The sequence below is a fragment of the Sorangium sp. So ce394 genome, assembly GCF_051474665.1.
Lineage (GTDB): Bacteria > Myxococcota_A > Polyangia > Polyangiales > Polyangiaceae > Sorangium > Sorangium cellulosum_D.
This window is the reverse complement of the sequence record NZ_CP150339.1, coordinates 6664134-6681958: the sequence shown is the minus strand read 5'-3', so window position 1 is coordinate 6681958 and position 17825 is coordinate 6664134. Positions and strand designations below refer to the sequence as shown.

Annotated in this window: 17 protein-coding genes; 3 read left to right on the top strand and 14 right to left on the bottom strand. The window is 67.2% G+C overall.

Going from position 1 to position 17825, the window contains the following annotated elements:
• Positions 1-245 precede the first annotated feature (245 nt).
• Both WMF33_RS24540 and WMF33_RS24535 read right to left on the bottom strand, forming a co-directional pair.
• Positions 246-1703, bottom strand: a complete 1458-nt coding sequence (locus WMF33_RS24540) for an NCS1 family nucleobase:cation symporter-1 (RefSeq protein ID WP_437339391.1) — start codon at positions 1701-1703, stop codon at positions 246-248.
• 184 nt (positions 1704-1887) lie between these two features.
• On the bottom strand, positions 1888-2799 hold the full coding sequence (locus WMF33_RS24535) for a PAS domain S-box protein (protein WP_437339390.1): 912 nt from the start codon (positions 2797-2799) through the stop codon (positions 1888-1890).
• A 384-nt stretch (positions 2800-3183) separates the two neighbouring features.
• On the opposite strand from WMF33_RS24535, the gene WMF33_RS24530 reads away from it, so the two are divergent.
• Positions 3184-4266 carry a transaldolase family protein gene (locus WMF33_RS24530; RefSeq protein WP_437339389.1) on the top strand — a complete coding sequence of 361 codons (1083 nt, stop codon included), beginning with the start codon at positions 3184-3186 and terminating at the stop codon, positions 4264-4266.
• A gap of 133 nt (positions 4267-4399) precedes the next feature.
• Here the strand turns inward: WMF33_RS24530 and WMF33_RS24525 are convergent, their stop codons facing one another.
• The 11 genes from WMF33_RS24525 to WMF33_RS24475 all read right to left on the bottom strand — a co-directional run bounded on the left by WMF33_RS24525 (position 4400) and on the right by WMF33_RS24475 (position 14574).
• The gene (locus WMF33_RS24525) at positions 4400-5287 is read right to left on the bottom strand and encodes a MurR/RpiR family transcriptional regulator (protein WP_437339388.1); all 888 of its coding nucleotides are present in this window, start codon (positions 5285-5287) and stop codon (positions 4400-4402) included.
• On the bottom strand, positions 5288-6787 hold the full coding sequence (locus tag WMF33_RS24520; protein WP_437339387.1) for a CoA-acylating methylmalonate-semialdehyde dehydrogenase: 1500 nt from the start codon (positions 6785-6787) through the stop codon (positions 5288-5290).
• A 31-nt stretch (positions 6788-6818) separates the two neighbouring features.
• Positions 6819-7607, bottom strand: coding sequence for an SDR family NAD(P)-dependent oxidoreductase (locus tag WMF33_RS24515; RefSeq protein ID WP_437339386.1), 789 nt, complete (start codon positions 7605-7607; stop codon positions 6819-6821).
• A gap of 7 nt (positions 7608-7614) precedes the next feature.
• On the bottom strand, positions 7615-8388 hold the full coding sequence (locus tag WMF33_RS24510; RefSeq protein WP_437339385.1) for an SDR family NAD(P)-dependent oxidoreductase: 774 nt from the start codon (positions 8386-8388) through the stop codon (positions 7615-7617).
• Positions 8389-8397: 9 nt separating this feature from the next.
• Positions 8398-9015: an ATP-binding cassette domain-containing protein gene (locus tag WMF33_RS24505; protein ID WP_437339384.1), complete on the bottom strand. Its 618-nt coding sequence runs from the start codon at positions 9013-9015 to the stop codon at positions 8398-8400.
• Complete coding sequence (locus WMF33_RS24500) at positions 9012-9701, bottom strand: ABC transporter ATP-binding protein (protein WP_437339383.1); 690 nt, start codon at positions 9699-9701, stop codon at positions 9012-9014. Before WMF33_RS24500 ends, WMF33_RS24505 begins: the two co-directional genes overlap by 4 nt.
• Complete coding sequence (locus tag WMF33_RS24495; RefSeq protein WP_437339382.1) at positions 9694-10443, bottom strand: ABC transporter ATP-binding protein; 750 nt, start codon at positions 10441-10443, stop codon at positions 9694-9696. The genes WMF33_RS24500 and WMF33_RS24495 overlap by 8 nt, the downstream gene beginning before the upstream one ends.
• A complete protein-coding gene (locus tag WMF33_RS24490) occupies positions 10430-11407 on the bottom strand; it encodes a branched-chain amino acid ABC transporter permease (RefSeq protein ID WP_437339381.1) in 978 nt (325 codons plus the stop codon). The genes WMF33_RS24495 and WMF33_RS24490 overlap by 14 nt, the downstream gene beginning before the upstream one ends.
• Positions 11408-11479: 72 nt before the next feature.
• Positions 11480-12385 carry a branched-chain amino acid ABC transporter permease gene (locus WMF33_RS24485; RefSeq protein WP_437339380.1) on the bottom strand — a complete coding sequence of 302 codons (906 nt, stop codon included), beginning with the start codon at positions 12383-12385 and terminating at the stop codon, positions 11480-11482.
• Between the two features lie 3 nt (positions 12386-12388).
• Positions 12389-13678 carry an ABC transporter substrate-binding protein gene (locus tag WMF33_RS24480; protein ID WP_437339379.1) on the bottom strand — a complete coding sequence of 430 codons (1290 nt, stop codon included), beginning with the start codon at positions 13676-13678 and terminating at the stop codon, positions 12389-12391.
• Entirely contained in the window at positions 13675-14574 is a 900-nt protein-coding gene (locus tag WMF33_RS24475) for an NAD(P)-dependent oxidoreductase (RefSeq protein ID WP_437339378.1), read from the bottom strand. The genes WMF33_RS24480 and WMF33_RS24475 overlap by 4 nt, the downstream gene beginning before the upstream one ends.
• Positions 14575-15173: 599 nt before the next feature.
• Here WMF33_RS24475 and WMF33_RS24470 point away from each other — a divergent pair.
• Complete coding sequence (locus WMF33_RS24470) at positions 15174-16550, top strand: porin (RefSeq protein ID WP_437339377.1); 1377 nt, start codon at positions 15174-15176, stop codon at positions 16548-16550.
• 69 nt (positions 16551-16619) lie between these two features.
• On the opposite strand, the gene WMF33_RS24465 is transcribed toward WMF33_RS24470, so the two are convergent.
• Complete coding sequence (locus WMF33_RS24465; RefSeq protein ID WP_437339376.1) at positions 16620-16943, bottom strand: ArsR/SmtB family transcription factor; 324 nt, start codon at positions 16941-16943, stop codon at positions 16620-16622.
• Between the two features lie 143 nt (positions 16944-17086).
• Between WMF33_RS24465 and WMF33_RS24460 the strand changes: the two genes are divergently transcribed.
• The gene (locus WMF33_RS24460) at positions 17087-17821 is read left to right on the top strand and encodes a TetR/AcrR family transcriptional regulator (protein ID WP_437339375.1); all 735 of its coding nucleotides are present in this window, start codon (positions 17087-17089) and stop codon (positions 17819-17821) included.
• The last annotated feature ends 4 nt before the right edge of the window (positions 17822-17825 follow it).

Below are 17825 nucleotides of genomic sequence, written 5' to 3'. Positions count from 1 at the left end.
GCAAGACACCTTTCAAGGGCGACAGCTCCTCGTGAATGGAATGCTCCACAATGTGCTACAGGTCCTCTGCGGTAGGGGCCTGGCCCACCAGGGCGATGCGATCGCGAAGGCGCCCTGTCGCCGTGGCGAGGGAGGGCGCATGTCGCGGCGCGAGCCGCGCGTCAGGGGCGCAGCCTTCGCCGCCGGTCTCGGTCGGCGCTGGGCGTCGCGCCTCGGCTCGTGCGGCGAGGATCACGCGGCGAGGATCACGCGGCGGCGGGCGTGGCCGGGCGGCGAATCAGCGAGAGGGCGACGTAGACCACGAACGAGATCGAGAAACCCGAGAACCACGCGTAATGGTAGAAATCCATCCATGCGGCGGAGGCCGTCACGACACCGACGGTGCCGAGGAAGCCGGGCAGATTGGGCAGGACGCCGGCGACGAGGGCGACGATCGCGATGGGGTTCCACCCGTTCGTGTACCAATACGGCCCCTCCCGCTTGTAGAGCTGGGCGAGATCGAGCTTGGTCCGGCGGATCACGTAGTACTCTGCGATCAGGATCGCGCCGACGGGGCCGAGCAGCGCGGAGTAGCCGACGAGCCAGGTGAAGATGTACCCCGTCGGATCGCTGACGAGGCGCCAGGGCTGCATCAGGATCCCGAGGATGCCGGTGATGAGGCCGCCGGTGCGGAAGGAGATCCGTGACGGCCAGAGGTTCGAAAAATCGTTGGCGGGGCTCACCACGTTCGCGGCGATGTTCGTCGCCAGGTTGGCGATGCTGAGCGCCGCGAGCGAGACGATCAGGACGACGGGGCTCTCGAAGCGGGTGATGAGGACGACCGGGTCCCAGATGGTCTCCCCGTAGATGACGACCGTGGCCGACGTGACGGCGACGCCGATGAACGAGAAGAACGCCATGGTGGGCGGCAGGCCGACCGCCTGCCCGAGGGCCTGATCGCGCTGCGAGCGCGCGTAGCGGGTGAAGTCGGGGATGTTGAGCGCCAGCGTGGACCAGAAGCCGACCATCCCCGTGAGCGCGGGGAAGAAGAATGTCCAGAGCTGGCCCTCCTTGGGCTGCCCCGCCGCGAAGGACGAGGGCTTCTCGAGCATCGGGCCGAACCCGCCGGCGCGGCCATGCGCCCAGAAGAGCAAGAGCAGGCCGAGGGCGACCAGCAGGGGCGCCTTGATGTTCAGCAGGATCCGGATCGACTCGATGCCCAGGTGGATGATCCAGACGTTGATGCCCCAGAACAGCAGGAAACAGGCGAGCTGGGCGGCGTTGATGCCGAGCGGCGTCGCCGGCATCTGCTCGATCGACGGCGCGAAGACGGCGACGATCTTGTAGATGGCCCACCCGCCGAGCCATGTCCCGATCCCGAACCAGCCGCACGCCACGAGGGCCCGGAGCACCGCCGGCACGTTGGCCCCTCGGACGCCGAACGCGCTCCGGCAGTAGACGGGAAACGGAATGCCGTACTTCGTGCCCGCGTGCGCGTTCAGGATCATGGGCAGGAGCACGATGACGTTGCCGAGGAGGATCGTGAGCTCGGCCTGAGCCCAGCTCATCCCCTCGGCGATCAAGCCCGAAGCGAGCATGTACGTGGGAGTACAGGCGCACATGGATATCCACAGTGCGGCGATGTCCTTCATCCCCCATTTGCGCTGATCGAGGCGCACGGGCGCGATGTCCTCGTTGATGTAGCGGGGGTCGACCTCTTCCATACCCCGTGAGCCGCCGCGGGCATTCTCGTTGGCGGCGGATTGCACGTCGGGCTGAGCGATCGTTTGCGCCATGATCGATCAGGCTACACGACGCGACGTGGGATTGGATAGAGGGTCGGAGATTCCTTGCTTCAATCCATGGGTTGCGCGGAGCCGAGAGCGGCCGCGTCGCGGAGGAGCCTTGCTAGCGGGCTTGCCGCCCCGGGCCGGCGAGGCCGCGCTTCAGGGCGAACGCGATACCCTCCTTCAGGGTCCGCAGCGTCACGACGCCGCCTACACCGACGCCCAGGTCGACCAGCGTCTGCGCGATCCGCGGCTGGATGCCGGTGAGCACCACCTGCGCGCCGAGGAGCCGCACCGCCTTGGCCAGCCGGATCATCGCGTCGGCTACCTGGGTGTCGATCACGGCCACGCCTGTGATGTCCAGCACCACCGTCGTGGCGTTGTGCGCGATCACCCCCTGGAGGAGCGTCTCGAGCGCCGCCGCGGCGCGGGCGCTGTCGAGGAAGCCGATCAGCGGCATCGCGATGACCTGATCCGCCACCGGCATGAGCGGGGCCGACAGCTCGCGGACCATCTGCTCGAGCTTCATCGTCTTCTCCGCCACGCGCAGCTCGAGCTCGGCGTTGAGCCGCCGCACCTCCTCCTCGGCCTGCCGGCGATCGGTGACGTCGACGCCGATCGCCTGGAACTCGGCGCTCGCGCCCCCCTCGCCGAGCGGGGCCCGGTTGGTCCAGTGCAGCCAGCGAATCGACCCGTCGGGGCGCACGACCCGGTGCTCGGTGTGCACGATCGGGTTCTCGGGGCCGAGCTTCGCGAACTGGCGATCGAGGATCCGCTGATCCTCGTCGGGGACGAGCGGCGTGAAGCTATGACCGATCAGCTCCTCCCGCGTCTTGTCGAAGTACCGGCAGTACACGTCGTTGACGAAGGTTAGCGTCCCATCCATCCGGAAGCGGCAAATGAGCTCGGTCTGGTCCTCGACGATGCCCCGGTAGCGCGCCTCACTCTCGCGCAGGGCGGCCTCCACGCGCGATTTCTCGGCGAGCTCCCGCTCGAGCTCGGCGTTGCGACGGCGGAGCCTCTCCAGTTCCACCTCCGCTGTACTGCCACTCCTCGCTTCGCCATCGTTCATGATCCCGTGGCCCCTCGAAGCGCCGACGGACGGCGCCGTTCTCCGCCAGCGTACCAAAGGCACGGTCGCCTCGGGTGAACTTCGTACGTGCGCTCGTCATGCGCAGCGCCTCCGACCCCGCCCGACCCGCACATTCGATCGACGCACGCGAGCGCACCGTCACCCAGCTTCGTGGCTCACGGCGGCCGTCCCCGTCCTCCTTCCGAGCGACGTTCGTCTCCTGTGTTGGCTGCTTTACCTTCTCAACCGCGCCGTCCTTCTCCTCGAGGCAGCGGTCGGGATCCCCTTCGTGGAATTTTTATTCTGATTATTGCCGGTGTTTAGAAAATATGTTCCAATGTCGGCATGTCCAGCAAGTTCCGCAGCCCCTTGCACGAGATGGCCTCCACCACCCCCACGGACTTCTGGAGCGACTCGTGCGCGGTCGGCGAGCTCAAGTACGCCCTCGAGCACGGCGCGGTCGGCGCCACCAGCAATCCCACGATCGTCGCCAGCGTGCTCAGGACCGAGTTCGGCGACTGGAAGGCGCACGTGGAGGAGCTGATTCACGCGCAGCCCACGTGGACGGAGGCGCACATCGCTTGGGAGCTGATGGAAGAGATGTCCGTGAAAGCTGCCCGCCTGCTCACGCCCGTGTTCGAGCAGACGGGAGGCAAGAAGGGCTGGTTGTCGATTCAGACCAACGCGGAATTTCACAAGAGCCCCCATGCGCTCGTGAGCCAGGCGCTCCGTTTCGCGTCGCTCGCCCCCAACCTGCAGGTGAAGATCCCGGCGACGGCGGCCGGCATCCAGGCCATCGAGGAAGTGACGGCGGAGGGGGTCAACGTCAACGCCACCGTCTCCTTCACGGCGCCGCAGGCCGTCGCCGTCGCCGAGGCCGTCGAGCGAGGGCTCAAGCGCCGCGAGGCAGCCGGACATTCCACGGCCAACATGGTCCCGGTCTGCACCATCATGGTCGGCCGCCTCGACGACTGGCTCAAGGTCGTGTGCGAACGACAAGGCAAGGTGCCGACCCCCGGCACGCTGGATTGGGCCGGCATCGCGGTGTTCAAGAACGCGCTCAAGATCTTCAAGCAGTCCGGTTACCGCACGCGCCTGCTCGCCGCCGCCTATCGTCATCACCTCCACTGGTCGGAGCTGGTGGGCGGGGACGTCATCCTCACGATTCCACCGGAGTGGCAGCGCAAGTTCAACGCGTCCACGATCCCGGTCATCCCGCGCATCGACAACCCGGTTCCGCAGCAAGCCATGACCGAGCTCTCCGAGCAGCTCGAGGACTTCCGGCGCGCCTACGACCCCAAGGGTATGCAGGTGGCCGAGTTCGACGGCTTCGGCGCCACCCGTCGCACGCTTCGCACCTTCCTCGATTCCTATTACGGCCTGCTCAGCTTCATCCGCGACCTGCGCATCCCGAATCCGGACGCGTGAGCTGACCAGCGCCGGCCGGCGGCTGGAGCGGGCGGGCTGCCGCGTCGCAGATCGCCCCGCGGGCTGCCCCCGCGTCGCCGCACCTCACCCGGACCGCTCGCCCGACGCCCGGCGGTGCGTGACGCCTTCAGGCCTATCGCTTCGACTTCTTACCGTTGCTGTGGCTGCGCTTGGCTTCCACGGCGCGGCCGACGCCGACGACGAGCGTGACGGCCAGCGTCATGGTGACGGCGAGCGAGCGGAACATGCCGACCGAGGCTTGCTGTACCTCCAGGCTCACGTCGGCGTGCTCGGCGAGCGGGCTGAGCGGGCTGTCGGTCAAGGCGACGATCTTGACGCCACGCTGCTTGGCTTCACGCACGACCTGCGCCACGTCCGGCGAATAAGCCTTCGAGCTGATGGCGATGATGACGTCGCGATTCGTGGCATGGCCGACCTGCTGCATGAACATGCCGCCCACGCCGTCCACCAGCACGTTGCGCACGTTCATCTGGCTGAAGGCGTAGGCCAGGTAGCAGGCGATCGGGAAGGAGCGGCGGTGCGCCACCACGTACACGATCTCGGAGTCCGTGATCAGCTTGTAGGCCTGGTCCAGCAGCGGCCCCATCCGCCGGTGCTGCTGCAGCCGGCGCAGCCCGACGATGTCCGCTTCGACGAACTGGTCGAGCAGCGCGCTGGCGTCGCCCCTGACCTCTTCGCTCGGAGCGCCCTCGGTGCCGTCGAGGGAGCGCAGGCGCTCCTTGTAGTCCGGCATCGCGTCGGTCAGCCGCGTGCGGAACACGCGCTGCATGTCGCTGTAGCCGGAGAAGCCGAATTCCTGGGCGAAGCGGATGAGGCTGCTGGGTTGCACGCCGGCGCGCTGCGAGACCTGCGCGATGGTATCGAGCGCGAGCTCACTGGGGTTGTCGAGAGCGTGGCTGGCGATCTGCTGGAGACGTTTGCTCAGGCTGGGGAATTGTTTGATGATCGCTTTTTCCAGCTGATCGTACGTCTCCGGATGCGTAGCTTCGCTCTTCTTCATTCATTTCACCGTGGGCATCGCGAAGCTCGCCCCGACGCTGGCCCCTCGCGGCCAGCGCGACGTGACGGTCTTCAGGCGCGTGAAGAATCGGACACCCTCCGGACCGTGCATGTAGTGATCCCCGAACAGCGAGCCCTTCCAGCCGCCGAAGCTGTGGAACGCCATCGGCACGGGGATCGGCACGTTCACGCCCACCATGCCGATCTGGATGCGCTTGGTGAACTCATCCGCAGCCTCGCCGCTGCTGGTGAAGATGGCGCCGCCGTTGCCATAGCGGTGGGCATTCACCAGCTGGATGGCGGCGTCAAGCGTCGGCACGCGGACGACGGCGAGCACCGGGCCGAAGATCTCTTCCTGGTAGATCTTCATGGACGAGGTGACGTGGTCGAACAAGCAACCACCCAGGAAGAAGCCGTCCTTGGATCCGGGAACTTTGAGACCGCGCCCGTCGACCAGCAGCCTGGCGCCTTCCTTGACGCCGAGGTCCACGTAGCCGGAGACCTTCTCGAGGTGCTGCTTGGTGACCAGGGGCCCCATGTCCAACCCCGGCTGGTCGCCGGGTCCGATCTTGAGCGCCTTGATCCTGGGGATGAGCGCGTCGACCAGGCGGTCGCCCGTCCCGGGGCCGACGGCGACCGCCACCGAGATGGCCATGCAGCGCTCGCCCGCCGAGCCGTAGGCGGCGCCCATCAGCGCGTCGACCGTGTGGCTCAGGTCGGCGTCCGGCATGACGATCATGTGGTTCTTGGCGCCGCCCAGAGCCTGCACCCGCTTACCGGCTCGCGTCGCGCGCTGATAGACGTCCTCGGCCACGGGCGTGGAGCCGACCAGGCTGATGGCCGCGACGTCCGGATGCTCGATGAGAGCGTCGACGACCTCCTTGTCGCCGCTCACGACGTTGAACACGCCCGGCGGCAGCCCAGCCTGCGTCCACAGCTCCGCGAGGCGCAGCGACAGCGACGGCACCTTCTCCGACGGCTTCATGATGAAGGTGTTGCCGCAGGCGATGGCGATCGGCGCCATCCACAGCGGGATCATGGCCGGGAAGTTGAACGGCCCGACGCCGGCGCACACGCCGAGCGGCTGGCGAAAGGACCAGCTGTCGACGCCGCGCGCCACGCCCTCCGAGTACTCACCCTTGAGCAGCTGCGGAATGCCAGCGGCGAACTCGACCACCTCCATGCCTCGCGTCACGGAGCCGCGCGCGTCGTCAAGCACCTTGCCGTGCTCGGCGGTGACGAGCGCCGCCAGCTCGTCCAAATGCCGGTCGATCAGGCTCTTCAGCTCGAACATGACGCGCGCGCGCCGCACCGGCGGCGTCGCCGACCAGCTCTCGAAGGCCCGCTTGGCGACCCCCACGGCGCTCGACACATCGCCGGCCGTCGACATCGGCACCTGGCTCGTGACGGCGCCGAGCGCCGGGTTGAAGACGTCGCCCCACCGCTGCGTGGAGCTGTCCGTCATCTTGCCGCCTACGTAGTTCTGCAGTTTCTTGATCATGGCTTCATTACCTATCGAGGCCCGTGCTGCCCTATTGGCAGGCCGTCAGGCCTCCGTCCACGTACAGGATCTGCCCGGTCACGAAATCGCTGCCGGGGCCGCAGAAGAACAGCGTCGGTCCGACGACGTCCTCCGGCTCCGCGACGCGACCGAGCGGGATGCGATCGACCAGCTTGGCTCGTTGCTCGGGGCTCTTGAGTGCATGTTGCGCCATCTCGCTCTGCACGAAGGTCGGCGCCACGCCGTTCACGTTGATGCCATGCGGCGCGAGCTCCACCGCGTGCTGTCGGACGATCATGGCCAGGCCGCCCTTGCTCGAGGTGTAGGCCGAATAGCCTTTACCCTGCAGGGCCAGAGAGGCGCGCACGGACAGGATGTGCACCTGGCGTCCGCCCTGCCGCTGCTGCACTTGACGCCGCGCGACGGCCTGCCCCAGGAACATGGCCGCCTTCAGGTTGAGGTCGATCACGCTGTCGAAGCTCTCCTCGGTCGCCTCGAGCACGCGCTGCTCGCGATGGATGCCGACGGCGTTGACCAGGACGTCGCAGCGCCCGAAGTGGTCGCAGACAGCGTCGACCGAGCGCCCGATGTCCTTCACCGAGCGGGCGTCGAAGGCGACGCCCCTGGCGTCCGCCCCGGTAGCGAGCACCGATTCCGTCACCGCGTGCAGCTTGCGCTCGTCGGTGCCGCCCACGACCACCTTGGCGCCGGCTTGCCCCAGGCCGCGCGCGATCGCCGCGCCGAGCGCTCCGGTGCCGCCCGGTACGTACGCGACCTTGTCGAACAGGGGTCTCGAGAGCTGGGGCGCGGTGGTCGTCATGGTGGCCTCAATCCAGGTGCAAACCGCCGTTGATATCGAGCAGCTCCCCGGTGATGAAGCCAGCCAGGGGCGAGGACAGGAACACCACGGCGTGCGCGATCTCCTCCGGCTCGCAGAAGCGACCGACGGGGATCTGCTTCAACGTTCGCTGCCGCTGCTCCTCCGTGAGCTGCTCGGTGATCATCTTGGTCCTCACGTAGGCCGGCGCGATGGCGTTCACGGTCACGCCGTGCGGCGCCAGCTCTCGCGCGAGCGAGAACGTGAGCCCGCCGAGCGCGCCCTTGGACGTGGTGTAAGCGGTGCCGGCCGTGAGCCCGCCGGTCTTCATGGCCACCGAGCACATATTGATGATGCGGCCCCACCCGCGCTCGCGCATGGAGGGCGCCCACTCGCGGCTCAGGTGGTACGGCCCGTCCAGGTTGACGGCCATGATCTTGCGCCACTCCTCCGGCGTGGTCTCCGCCAGCTTGTGGTTGGAGAGCACGCCCGCGTTGTTGACCAGGATCTCCACCGCCCCGACGCGCTCGCGAACGTCGGCGCACGCGGCCTTGACCTGCGCCGAGTCGCTCAGATCGAACAGGATCGGGTAGGCGCCATCGCCCAGGGAGGCCGTCACCGCATCGAGCGCCGCGCGATCCGCGTCCGCCAGCACCACGCGGTGGCCTTCGGCGAGCAAGGAGCGCGCGATCGCCGCGCCCATGGCGCCGCCGGCGCCCGTCACCATCGCGACGCGGCTCGGGTTGTTCGTCTTGTCCTTCGTTTCGATTCTCGTTGGAGTCATCTTCGTTGCTCAGCAATCCGCGAGCGCGCCCAGGTAGTCGCGCACGCCCGTGTGTTCCAGCAGACTGCCGTACGTCGGCAGCTCCGCGACATGACCACCGGCCACGAACAGGAAGCGCTCGCAGTGGTCACGCATGATATCGATGTGAAACGGCTCGTAGGGATGCACGCACAGCATGACCACGCGGCCGCTGGCGCGGAGCTGCTTGAAGAAGCTCAGCATGAAGCCGATGTACCCGTCTTGCGTGCTGAACTGCGGCTCGTCGAAGATGTGCACCAGCGGGTAGTCGGAGCCCGCCGGCTGCAGCATGAAATCGGGCTTGGTCTTCTTGACCGAGCGCACCTGATACGACTGGTGATAGTGAATGACCATGCGGTCACGCTCGCGGTACTTCACCGTTTGAATATCGCGCCCGCCGCACAGGATTTGCCCGCTGGTCGGCGCGTTGCTGCCCGACAGCATCTCGAACAGGGTCGTCTTGCCGGCGCCGTTCGGCCCCATCACGCCGATGATCTCCGGCCCTTCGATCGTGAACGAGGCGCTGAGGCTGAACGTCTGCTTTCTGGCGAACAGGCCGCGCGAGTACGTCTTCTTCAGGTCCCGCACCTTGAGGACCGGCGTCGTCATGACAGCTCTCCGAGCAGGCGTGCGTCCTCTAGCAACGCCTTGGCCGGCCCGTGGCGCACGACGCGGCCGCCGCGGACGACGTACGCGCGATCGCACACCGCCAGCACGCTGCGCACGTTTTGCTCCACCACCAGCACGCCGATGCCCTCGTCGCGCAGGCGCGCGATGGTCTTCATGACGTCCTGCACCAGCTTGGGCGCGAGGCCTTGCGACGGCTCGTCCAGCAGCACCAGGCCGGGACCGCCCAGCAGGGCGCGGCCGATGGCGACCATCTGCATCTCGCCGCCGGAGAGGTTCTCGCTGTCGCGATCGAGCAGGTACTCCAGCGCGGGGAACAGGCCGAACACCTCCTTCTCGCTCCAGCTGCGGAACGCCGTCTTCTTCTTGCCCAGCTGAAGGTTGGTCCTCACCTTGAGCGCGGGGAAGATGCGGCGATCGTCCGGCACCCAGCCGATGCCGGCGCGAGCGATGTCGCTCGTGGCCCTGCGCGTGATCTCGCTGCCGCCGAAGCGGATCGCCCCACGGCGAGCCGGCGTGAGACCGAGGATGGAGCGCAAGACGGTCGTCTTGCCGGCGCCGTTCGGCCCGAGGAGCGCCACGGCCTCGCCCTTGCCGACGCTCATATCGACGCCGAACAGCGCCTGCGTCTCGCCGTAGAAGGTCTCGATACCCTGGATTTCAAGCATCCGCCGGCGCTCCCAGCTTCGCCCGGCGCACCCACGGATCCGAGCGCAGCTCGTCCGGCGTGCCCTGCGCGATCACCTGGCCCCAGTGGATCACCGATACGCGATCGGCCAGTCGGAACAAGAAGTCCATGTCGTGCTCGATCATGACGATGGTGAAGCGGCGCTTGAGCGTGAGGATCAGCTCCAGCAGCCGGTCGCGCCCTTCGGCGCCCATGCCTTGCGTCGGCTCGTCGAGGAAGAGCACGCGCGGCTCCGCCGCGAGCGCCACGGCGATCTCGAGCGCGCGGCGCTGGCCGTAGGACAGGGTGGTCGATTTGCTGTCGAGGCGCTGGCTGAGCCCCACCTGCTCGACGACGCGGATCGCCTTGTCGATGGCGGCGGAGTCGGCGGCGACGCTCTTGAACGGGTTCATGCCGGAGCGGCGCATCTCCGGCACGGCGAACAGCACGTTCTCCAGCACCGTGAACTCGTCGAACAAGCTCATGATCTGGAACGAGCGCGCCACGCCCCTCCGCGCGATCTGCCGCGGCGACAGGCCGGTGATGTCCTGTCCATCCAGCAGCACCCGCCCGCGGTCCGGCGGGAAGTGACCGGTGAGCACGTTGAAGCAGGTCGACTTGCCGGCGCCGTTCGGGCCCATGATGCCCGACAGCTGGCCCTGTTCGAACGACAGCGTGATGTCCTCCAAGACCACCCGGTCGCCGAAGCGCTTGCTCAGGTGGATGGCCTCAAGCAGAGCCATTTTCAGCCTCCGTGGGCAGCGGCTCGGATCCCGTCGCGCACGATCCGCGCGAGAGCCTGGCGCGGTAATGCTGAAACGCGCCGGCGATGCCTTCGGGCTGGAACAACACCACCGCCATGAAGAGCAAGCCGTACCAGAGCAGCCAGGTCTCGGTCGCGGCGCCGAGCAGGTCGCGCGCGACGATGAACACCAGCGCGCCCAGCACCGGCCCCCAGAAGCTCACGGTGCCGCCGCCGATCAGCACCGCCATGACGATGAAGCCGGAGCTGTGCACGCTCATCACGTCCGGATAGGCGCTCTCTTGCGCCACGGCCAGGAGCCCGCCGGCCAGCCCGGCGAACACGCCGGAGAGCGCGATCACGGCCCACTTCGTGAGCCACACGTTGTAGCCGACGAAGCGCGCGCGAGGCTCGTTCATGCGGATGGCTTGCAGCGCCTTGCCGAACGGCGAGTGCACCAGGCGCCACAGCGCCGCGATCGCGAGCGCCAGGATGGCGAGCACCACGTAGTAGAGCGTGCCGTTGTCCTTCAGCTCGAGCCCAGCCAGCGCCGGCCGGCGAATGTTGAGCAAGCCGTCCTCCCCGCCCGTGATCGAGTGCGCCTTCATGGCCACGAACCAGAACACCTGCCCGCAGGCGATGGTGAGCAGGGCAAAGTAGATGCCGCGCCGGTGCGCCACGAGCGCCCCGACGAGCGCAGCGCCGAGGCCGCCCGCGGCCGCGCCGAGCGCCAGGCAAACCAGCGGGTTTTGCGACAAGCTCAGGTAAGACAGGCCGTAGGCGTAGGCGCCGACGCCCAGGAACGCGCCGTGGCCGAACGCGGGCAGGCCCGTGTAGCCCATGAGCAAGTTGTAGCCGAGGGCGTACAACATCCAGATCGCGACCTCGATGCCGAGGTACTGGTAGAGCCCGAGGTGCTCGGCCCAGAGCGGGAAGCTCGCCATCGAGGCCAGCGTGATCAGCATGGGCCTCGTGACCCAGGCTTGCCCGCGAGCCTGGCGGCCTCTGGTGGTGACGGGTGTGTAAAGCGGCATCGATCAAGCCTCGAGCGCGCTCTTCTTACCCATCAGCCCGCGCGCGCGGACGCTGAGCACCAGGATGAGCAAGAGGTACATGGACATGACCGACCACTCGGCGGCGTATCCACCGGTGATGCCGACCGTGACGCCGACGAGCAGCCCGGCGAGCACGGCGCCCCAGAAGCTACCGACGCCGCCGAGCACGATGATGAGAAACGAGGGGATCACCGCGTCCACGCCCACGTGCGGGCGCAGGCCCCAGATCGGCGTCAGGATGATGCCGGCCAGCGCCGCCAGGCCCGCGCCCATGGCGAACACGAACAGCCGCAGTCGACCGATGTTGATGCCGAGCGCGCGGACCATCTCGGCGTCGTGCGCGCCGGCCTTCACGCGGGCCCCGTAGGGCGTCTTCTCCAGGAAGAGCCACACGAGCGCCATCATCACGACGCCCAGAAGGGCGGCGAAGAACCGATACTTGGAGTAGATGAGGTCACCGGCCATGAACGCGCCGTTCACGGCCTCCGGCACCGGCAGGCTCTTCTCGCCCGGGCCCCACACGATGCGAATGCCTTCTTCGAGCACCAGGGAGGCGCCGAAGGTGAGCAAGAGGCCGTACTCGGACTTCTTTCCGTACGTGCGGCGGATGCAGCGCTCCAGGCCCATGCCCACGACGCCGAGCAGCAGCGGCGCCACGATCAGCGCCAGCGCGTACCGGAGCGCCAGCGGCAGCTCCAGGTACGCGCTGGCCGCCTCGCCCATGAACCCGGGATTGATGATCTCCACCGCCAGGTAGGCGCCGAGCGCGAACAGCGAGCCGTGCGCCAGGTTGATCACCTCCATGACGCCGACGATGAGCATGAAGCCGAGCGCCAGCAGCCCGAACAGAATGCCGAGCGAGACGCCGTTGATCAGGTGGGGCAGCACGGCTTACGGCTCGTAGACGGGCGTCGACTCGAGCGGCTCCAGCTTGCACTTGGCGTCCGCGTCCTTGTCGACGACCTGGCTCGGATCGGTGTGGCTGAGGATCTTGAACAGCGCGTCGGGGTCCTGGGAGTCGAGGTCGGCGGTGGCCAGGTAGATCGTCTGCTGCAGCTGGTGCGTCGCCGGGTTCATATAGGCGTCGTGGTGCTGCATGCGCTCTTTGGCTGAAATTCTCAGGCCCTCCAGCTCTTTGATCACCGCGTGGTTCTTGGTCGTCTTGGCGCGCTCGACCGCCTCCAGCAGCGAGCGGGTCGCCCAGTACCCGTTGTAGAACACGTTGCCCGGCGTCCTGATCTTGGCGTCGGGGTTGGCCTTGGTGTACCTGGCGTTGAACTCCTTGACCCCGGGCAAGTCGAGCCCCTGGTACCAGGTCGTGCCGAACACGCCGAACAGGTCCGTGCGCGGCAAGCCGTAGATGTCCGGCCAGTCCTGCTGGTTGTTGATCCAGGCGTACTTGTCGCCCAGCTTCATCTGCGCGACCTGCGCGCGGAGGGCCTTCAGGTCGTCGCCGCCGACGGCAGCGGCGATGACGTTCGGCGCCTTCTGCTGCACCTTGAGCAGGATCGCGCTGAAGTCACGCGTGCCTTGCGGCACCAGGATCTCGTCGATGATCTCGCCGCCGCTCTCCGTCACCACCTTCTTGGTGGCCTTGGCGGTGTCGTGACCCCACACGTAGTCGTTGGTGAGCAAGAGCCACCTCTTGCCGAACGCCTCGATCGCGCCCTTGGCGGAAGCCTGGGTGAAGTTGCTGCCGTTGGCGTCCCACACGAACTTCACGCGGTGGCAGTTCTCGCCGGCCTCCGTGGCGGAGCTGCTGTTCGTGTTGAGGTAGATGACGCCGTACTTCTGCGCCACCTGCGAGATGGCGTTGGCCACGCCGGAGCTGACGCCGCCGACGAGGAAGGCGACCTTGTCCTGCTTGATCATGCGCTCGGCGACGCGGGATCCCGTCGCCGGCGTCGTCTCCGTATCCATGTGCACCCACTTTACGGGCCTACCGAGCACGCCGCCTTTGGCGTTGGCCTCGTCGATGGCCATGAGGATGCCGCGCTTGTCGGAGTCGCCGCTGTTCGCGTACTGGCCGCTGGCGTCCGCCGTGATGCCGATCAGGATCGGCGGCTTGCCTGATTCCGCCTGCGAGGACGAGGCGCCCTCGGCGCCCGCCTTCTTGCCGCACGCCGCTGTGAGCGCGCACAGCGCGCCCACCGCCGCAAGGTTCAAGGCGCGAGAGGTCATTTTCCGAGCTCGACGCTGTTCTGCTTGCAGTGGGAGGCGACCATGTGTCCGACGAGCCCGTCCGCGTAGCCGGAGTTGAGCGCGGACACGAGCGCGTTGAGCACCGCAGGCCCCATCGGCGCCGTGAGCGGGATGTCCGCCACCATGCGGTTGTAGTAGCGGAGATCTTTGGCGGCGTTGGCGAGCGTGAAGTTGAGCCCGCTGAAGTCGCCGCTCTCCAGGATCTTCGGCACGATCAGCTGGAAGATGCCGCTGTTGGCGCCGCCGCTGCCCACCACCTTGGCGAATTTGCCGAGGTCGACGCCCGTGGCCGCGCACGCGCACAGCGCCTCCGCGATCAGCGCCGCGTGCCCCATCGTGATGAGGTTGTAGATGAGCTTGGTGCGGGCGCCGGAGCCGACTCCGCCCATGTAGAAGATGTTCTCGCAGAACGCCTCCAGCACCGGCCGCACCTCAGCGAACGTCTGCTCGTCGGCGCCGACCATGGTGTTCAGCTTGCCGGCCTCGGCGTCCTTCGGGCTGCGCGCCAGCGGTGCGTCGGCGTAGGACGCGCCGAGCGCCGCCAGGTCGTTCGCGACGCGCTCGCTCATGGCCGGCTCGCTCGTGGAGCAGTCGAGCAGGATCATGCCTTTCTTGAAGGCACCCAGGATCCCGTCCTGTCCGTACACGACCTGCTCGACCTGCGGAGCGCCGGTCACGCACAGGAGGACGAGGTCGGAGGCGTCGGCGATGGCCCGCGGCGTCTTGGCCTCGCTCGCGCCTTGCGCGAGCAGGTCTTCGATCGGCTTGCGATTCCTGTGAGCCATCACGGTGACGGGGAAGCCCTTGGCCAGGAGGTTCTTGGCCATGCCGTGTCCCATCAAACCCACTCCGACGAACCCGATCTTCTTTGCCATGATGGACTCCTACCAGGGCGCTGATCGCAGGATCTTCGCCTCCACGCGCTCTGAGTTGCTCTCGCCAGCGGCTCTGGCCCAGGGACCTTTCTCGTAGAATATTTGTTCTATTTTGTCAACCGGTAGAACAAGGTCCGACTGCGGTTTTCAGAGGGGGTCTGGTACAGGCCCGAGCTCGCCCGCAGCGCTCGTGGCACAGGATGTGCCTGGGACGCTCGATGGGCGCCCACCGTCGCAGGGCGAGCGCGTGAGAACATCTAAGTGCCCATAATAATTAGTGATTTTTGCACTCATGCCGTCTGCAATGCAGTGAGTTTGCATATTTATTCACTTTGATGCGCTCGCCGTCCCGCCCACCGACTCGACTTGCGCCGTCGAATCGTTGATGCCCTGCGCCAATGTCGACGGGAGCTGGCCGAGCGCATTGCCGCCGCTCCGAGCGCCATTCGGTAGAGTTGCTTGGAATTTTAATTTCAAAGTTTTTAAATTTGGACTATTCGTTCCGGCTGCTGCGTGCGCCGCCGGCTGCGCTCCACGCCGGCCTTCGTTCGAGACCCAGGCAGAGGAGAGCGACAAACGTGCTTCATTCAAAGAGAGTCGTGCGAGCCCTCGTGGTCTGCGCGGGCGTCGTGCCCGCGCTGCTGTCCTCGTTGCCGGCGCGAGCCGAGATCTTCCTGCTCAAGAAGGAGAAGGTGGACGACTGGGAGGTCTCGACCAACGGCCGCGTCGACGCCTACCTCAACTGGATCGGCGGCGAGACGATCGACGCGGATGGCCTGGGCAACAAGGTCGACCCCGACGACCCTGCCTCGACCGATCGGTACATCCTGGTAGGACCGCAGATCTCCATCCGCGGCAACCCGACGCCCGCTGGCGCCGTCGGCAACACCGTCACTGACACGGATCTGAACACGTTCCGCATCCGCGGCGGGTTCGCCAGCACGATCCTGGCCTTCAACGTCTACAAACAAGTTTTGCCGGACGTGAAGCTCACCATCAAGCTGGCGTTGTGGGCGGGCATTCAGAACGCCCAGAACAACAACGTGCGCCAGTTCAACGACGCGGCCTCGGTGGACTTCCGCGAGCAGTATGTGGACCTCTCCGGAAGCTGGGGCGCAGCGTGGGGCGGCCGCCGCCTCGGCCTGTTCAACCGCGGCGGCATGAGGATGAACTGGGCTCTGATCCACCAGCACGGCGTGGGTCACCCGTGCAACGTGGACTCGTCAGGGGCGGCCACCTGCGGCCACACGGGCGTGGGCTCGATGTTCCCGTCTCGTCACGCGCAGCTCGGCTACGCTACGCCGGAGCTCGCCGGCGTGCAGCTCTCGGTGGCGGCGCTCGACCCGGCCATGATCGACGCCTCCTGGAATCGCACGGTCGCGCCCCGCTTCGAGGGCGAGCTCACCTTTCGCAAGGTGCTGGACGACAAGCCCGCCGTGAAGGACGAGGTCAACGCCTGGCTCAACGGCCTGACGCAGATGGTCGGCCGCACCAAGGAGTCGCCGAGCAACCCGGACGCGCAGGACCCTGGGATTCCAGCGGACGCGGTGCGCAACGTGTGGGGCGCCGGCGGCGGCGCCTGGGGTCGTTACGCCGGCTTCGGCATCGGCGCCACGGGCTGGTTCGGCGAGGGCCTCGGCACCGCGTGGGCGCTCGGCAACACGGCCATCGACAGCATCGGCGAGCTGCGTATGCACTACGGCTACCTGGCAGCCGCGAATTACCGCGCGGGTGATCTCGAGGTCGCGGTCACCTACGGCTCCACCAACGTGGTGGAGACGGATTGGGACAAGGCCCCCTCGAACCCGGTCAAGATCAGCGTGATCGAGGAAGTGCGCGGCATCGGCGGCAAGATCGCCTACTACATGACCCCTGTGGTGTTCTCGATCGACGGCATGAATCTGAAGCACACCTGGCATCGCGGTGAGACGCAGGACGCCAACGTCGTCAGCGCCGGCGTGCTCGCAGAGTGGTAGCTGGAAGCAGCGCGTCGCCTCCGCGCAGGTGCGCGTCGCGATCGGCCTGCGACTGGTAGACGATCCTGCTCACCCCTTCTCTTCGTCGCGTTGGATCTCGGTCCGCAAATCGTCGAGCTGCTCGATGCGCTCGTCCCAGATGTCCCGGAAGCGCTCGAGCCATGCGCCGAGCTCGCGCAGCGGCGCCGCGCGCAGCCCGTAGATGCGCTGCTGCGCGCGGGGCTGGACGCCGACGAGGCCGGCGTCCCGCAGCACGCGCAGGTGCTTCGAGACCTGAGGCTGCGCGAGCGGCAGGCGGTCGCAGATCTCGCCGACCGGCAGGGGCCCGGCGCGAAGCAGCTCGACGATGCGCAGGCGGGTCGGATCGGCGAGCGCCGCGAAGGTCTGCATCATCGACGCGTCATATTCCTAATCCAGTATATACCTGTCAAGGAATATAAGTCGAAGAGCGCTGAAATCTAGGTGCGCGCATCCTGACTGGTCGACGCTTGACCAATTTTCAAAATCGGTCATTTATCAAGGCGCGGAGGGCGAGGGTGGCCGACGGAGATTTCTCGAAGCAGCGGCAGCGGGCCGAGCGGATCCTGGATGCAGCGGCGGAGCTGGTGCTCCGCTGGGGGTACAAGCGCGTCACCATCGACGAGGTCGCCAAGCGGGCGAACATCGGCAAGGGCACGGTCTACCTGCACTGGAAGACGCGCGAGGCGCTCTTCCTCGCGGTCCTCGCGCGCGACGCCCTGCGCATGTTCGACAGGTTCGCCGAGGTCATCCGCGAGGACCCGGCGGAGATCCTGCTCCACCGCGTGATGCGGCGGCGGCTCCTCCTCCTGGAGGAGTATCCGCTGCTGCAAGCGCTGTTCTCTCGCGACACCGAGGTGCTCGGCAGCCTCATCAGCGACAGCACGGCGCGGCCGCTCCAGGCGCACAAGCTCGCTTACCTCCGCGAGTATTGCGGGCTCCTGCGGTCGCACGGGCTGCTGCGCACCGACGTGGATCTGGACGCCCAGATCTACGCGATCAACGCGGCCGTGTTCGGCTTCTACCTGATCGATCCGCTGCTCCCGGCCGAGGAGCGGCGGTCCATCGAGGACCGGGCCGACATGGTCGCCACGATGGTGCGCAGGGCCTTCGAGCCCCCGGAGCCCCCCGAGCCCGGCGTCGTGCGCGCGCTCGCGCCCGCGATCATCGACCGCTTCGAGCAGCTACGCGCTGACTACGCGCAGTTCGCACAGGGCAACATCACCTCAACGCGGGAGAGCCCCGAGGAGTGATCCG

Bases quoted from the DNA above. Each gene is read 5' to 3' on its own strand.
- WMF33_RS24540 (WP_437339391.1), bottom strand. From the start codon at position 1,703: ATGGAAGAGGTCGACCCCCGCTACATCAACGAGGACATCGCGCCCGTG.
- WMF33_RS24530 (WP_437339389.1), top strand. From the start codon at position 3,184: ATGTCCAGCAAGTTCCGCAGCCCCTTGCACGAGATGGCCTCCACCACC.
- WMF33_RS24525 (WP_437339388.1), bottom strand. From the start codon at position 5,287: ATGAAGAAGAGCGAAGCTACGCATCCGGAGACGTACGATCAGCTGGAA.
- WMF33_RS24520 (WP_437339387.1), bottom strand. From the start codon at position 6,787: ATGATCAAGAAACTGCAGAACTACGTAGGCGGCAAGATGACGGACAGC.
- WMF33_RS24515 (WP_437339386.1), bottom strand. From the start codon at position 7,607: ATGACGACCACCGCGCCCCAGCTCTCGAGACCCCTGTTCGACAAGGTC.
- WMF33_RS24510 (WP_437339385.1), bottom strand. From the start codon at position 8,388: ATGACTCCAACGAGAATCGAAACGAAGGACAAGACGAACAACCCGAGC.
- WMF33_RS24505 (WP_437339384.1), bottom strand. From the start codon at position 9,015: ATGACGACGCCGGTCCTCAAGGTGCGGGACCTGAAGAAGACGTACTCG.
- WMF33_RS24500 (WP_437339383.1), bottom strand. From the start codon at position 9,701: ATGCTTGAAATCCAGGGTATCGAGACCTTCTACGGCGAGACGCAGGCG.
- WMF33_RS24495 (WP_437339382.1), bottom strand. From the start codon at position 10,443: ATGGCTCTGCTTGAGGCCATCCACCTGAGCAAGCGCTTCGGCGACCGG.
- WMF33_RS24490 (WP_437339381.1), bottom strand. From the start codon at position 11,407: ATGCTGATCACGCTGGCCTCGATGGCGAGCTTCCCGCTCTGGGCCGAG.
- WMF33_RS24480 (WP_437339379.1), bottom strand. From the start codon at position 13,678: ATGACCTCTCGCGCCTTGAACCTTGCGGCGGTGGGCGCGCTGTGCGCG.
- WMF33_RS24475 (WP_437339378.1), bottom strand. From the start codon at position 14,574: ATGGCAAAGAAGATCGGGTTCGTCGGAGTGGGTTTGATGGGACACGGC.
- WMF33_RS24465 (WP_437339376.1), bottom strand. From the start codon at position 16,943: ATGATGCAGACCTTCGCGGCGCTCGCCGATCCGACCCGCCTGCGCATC.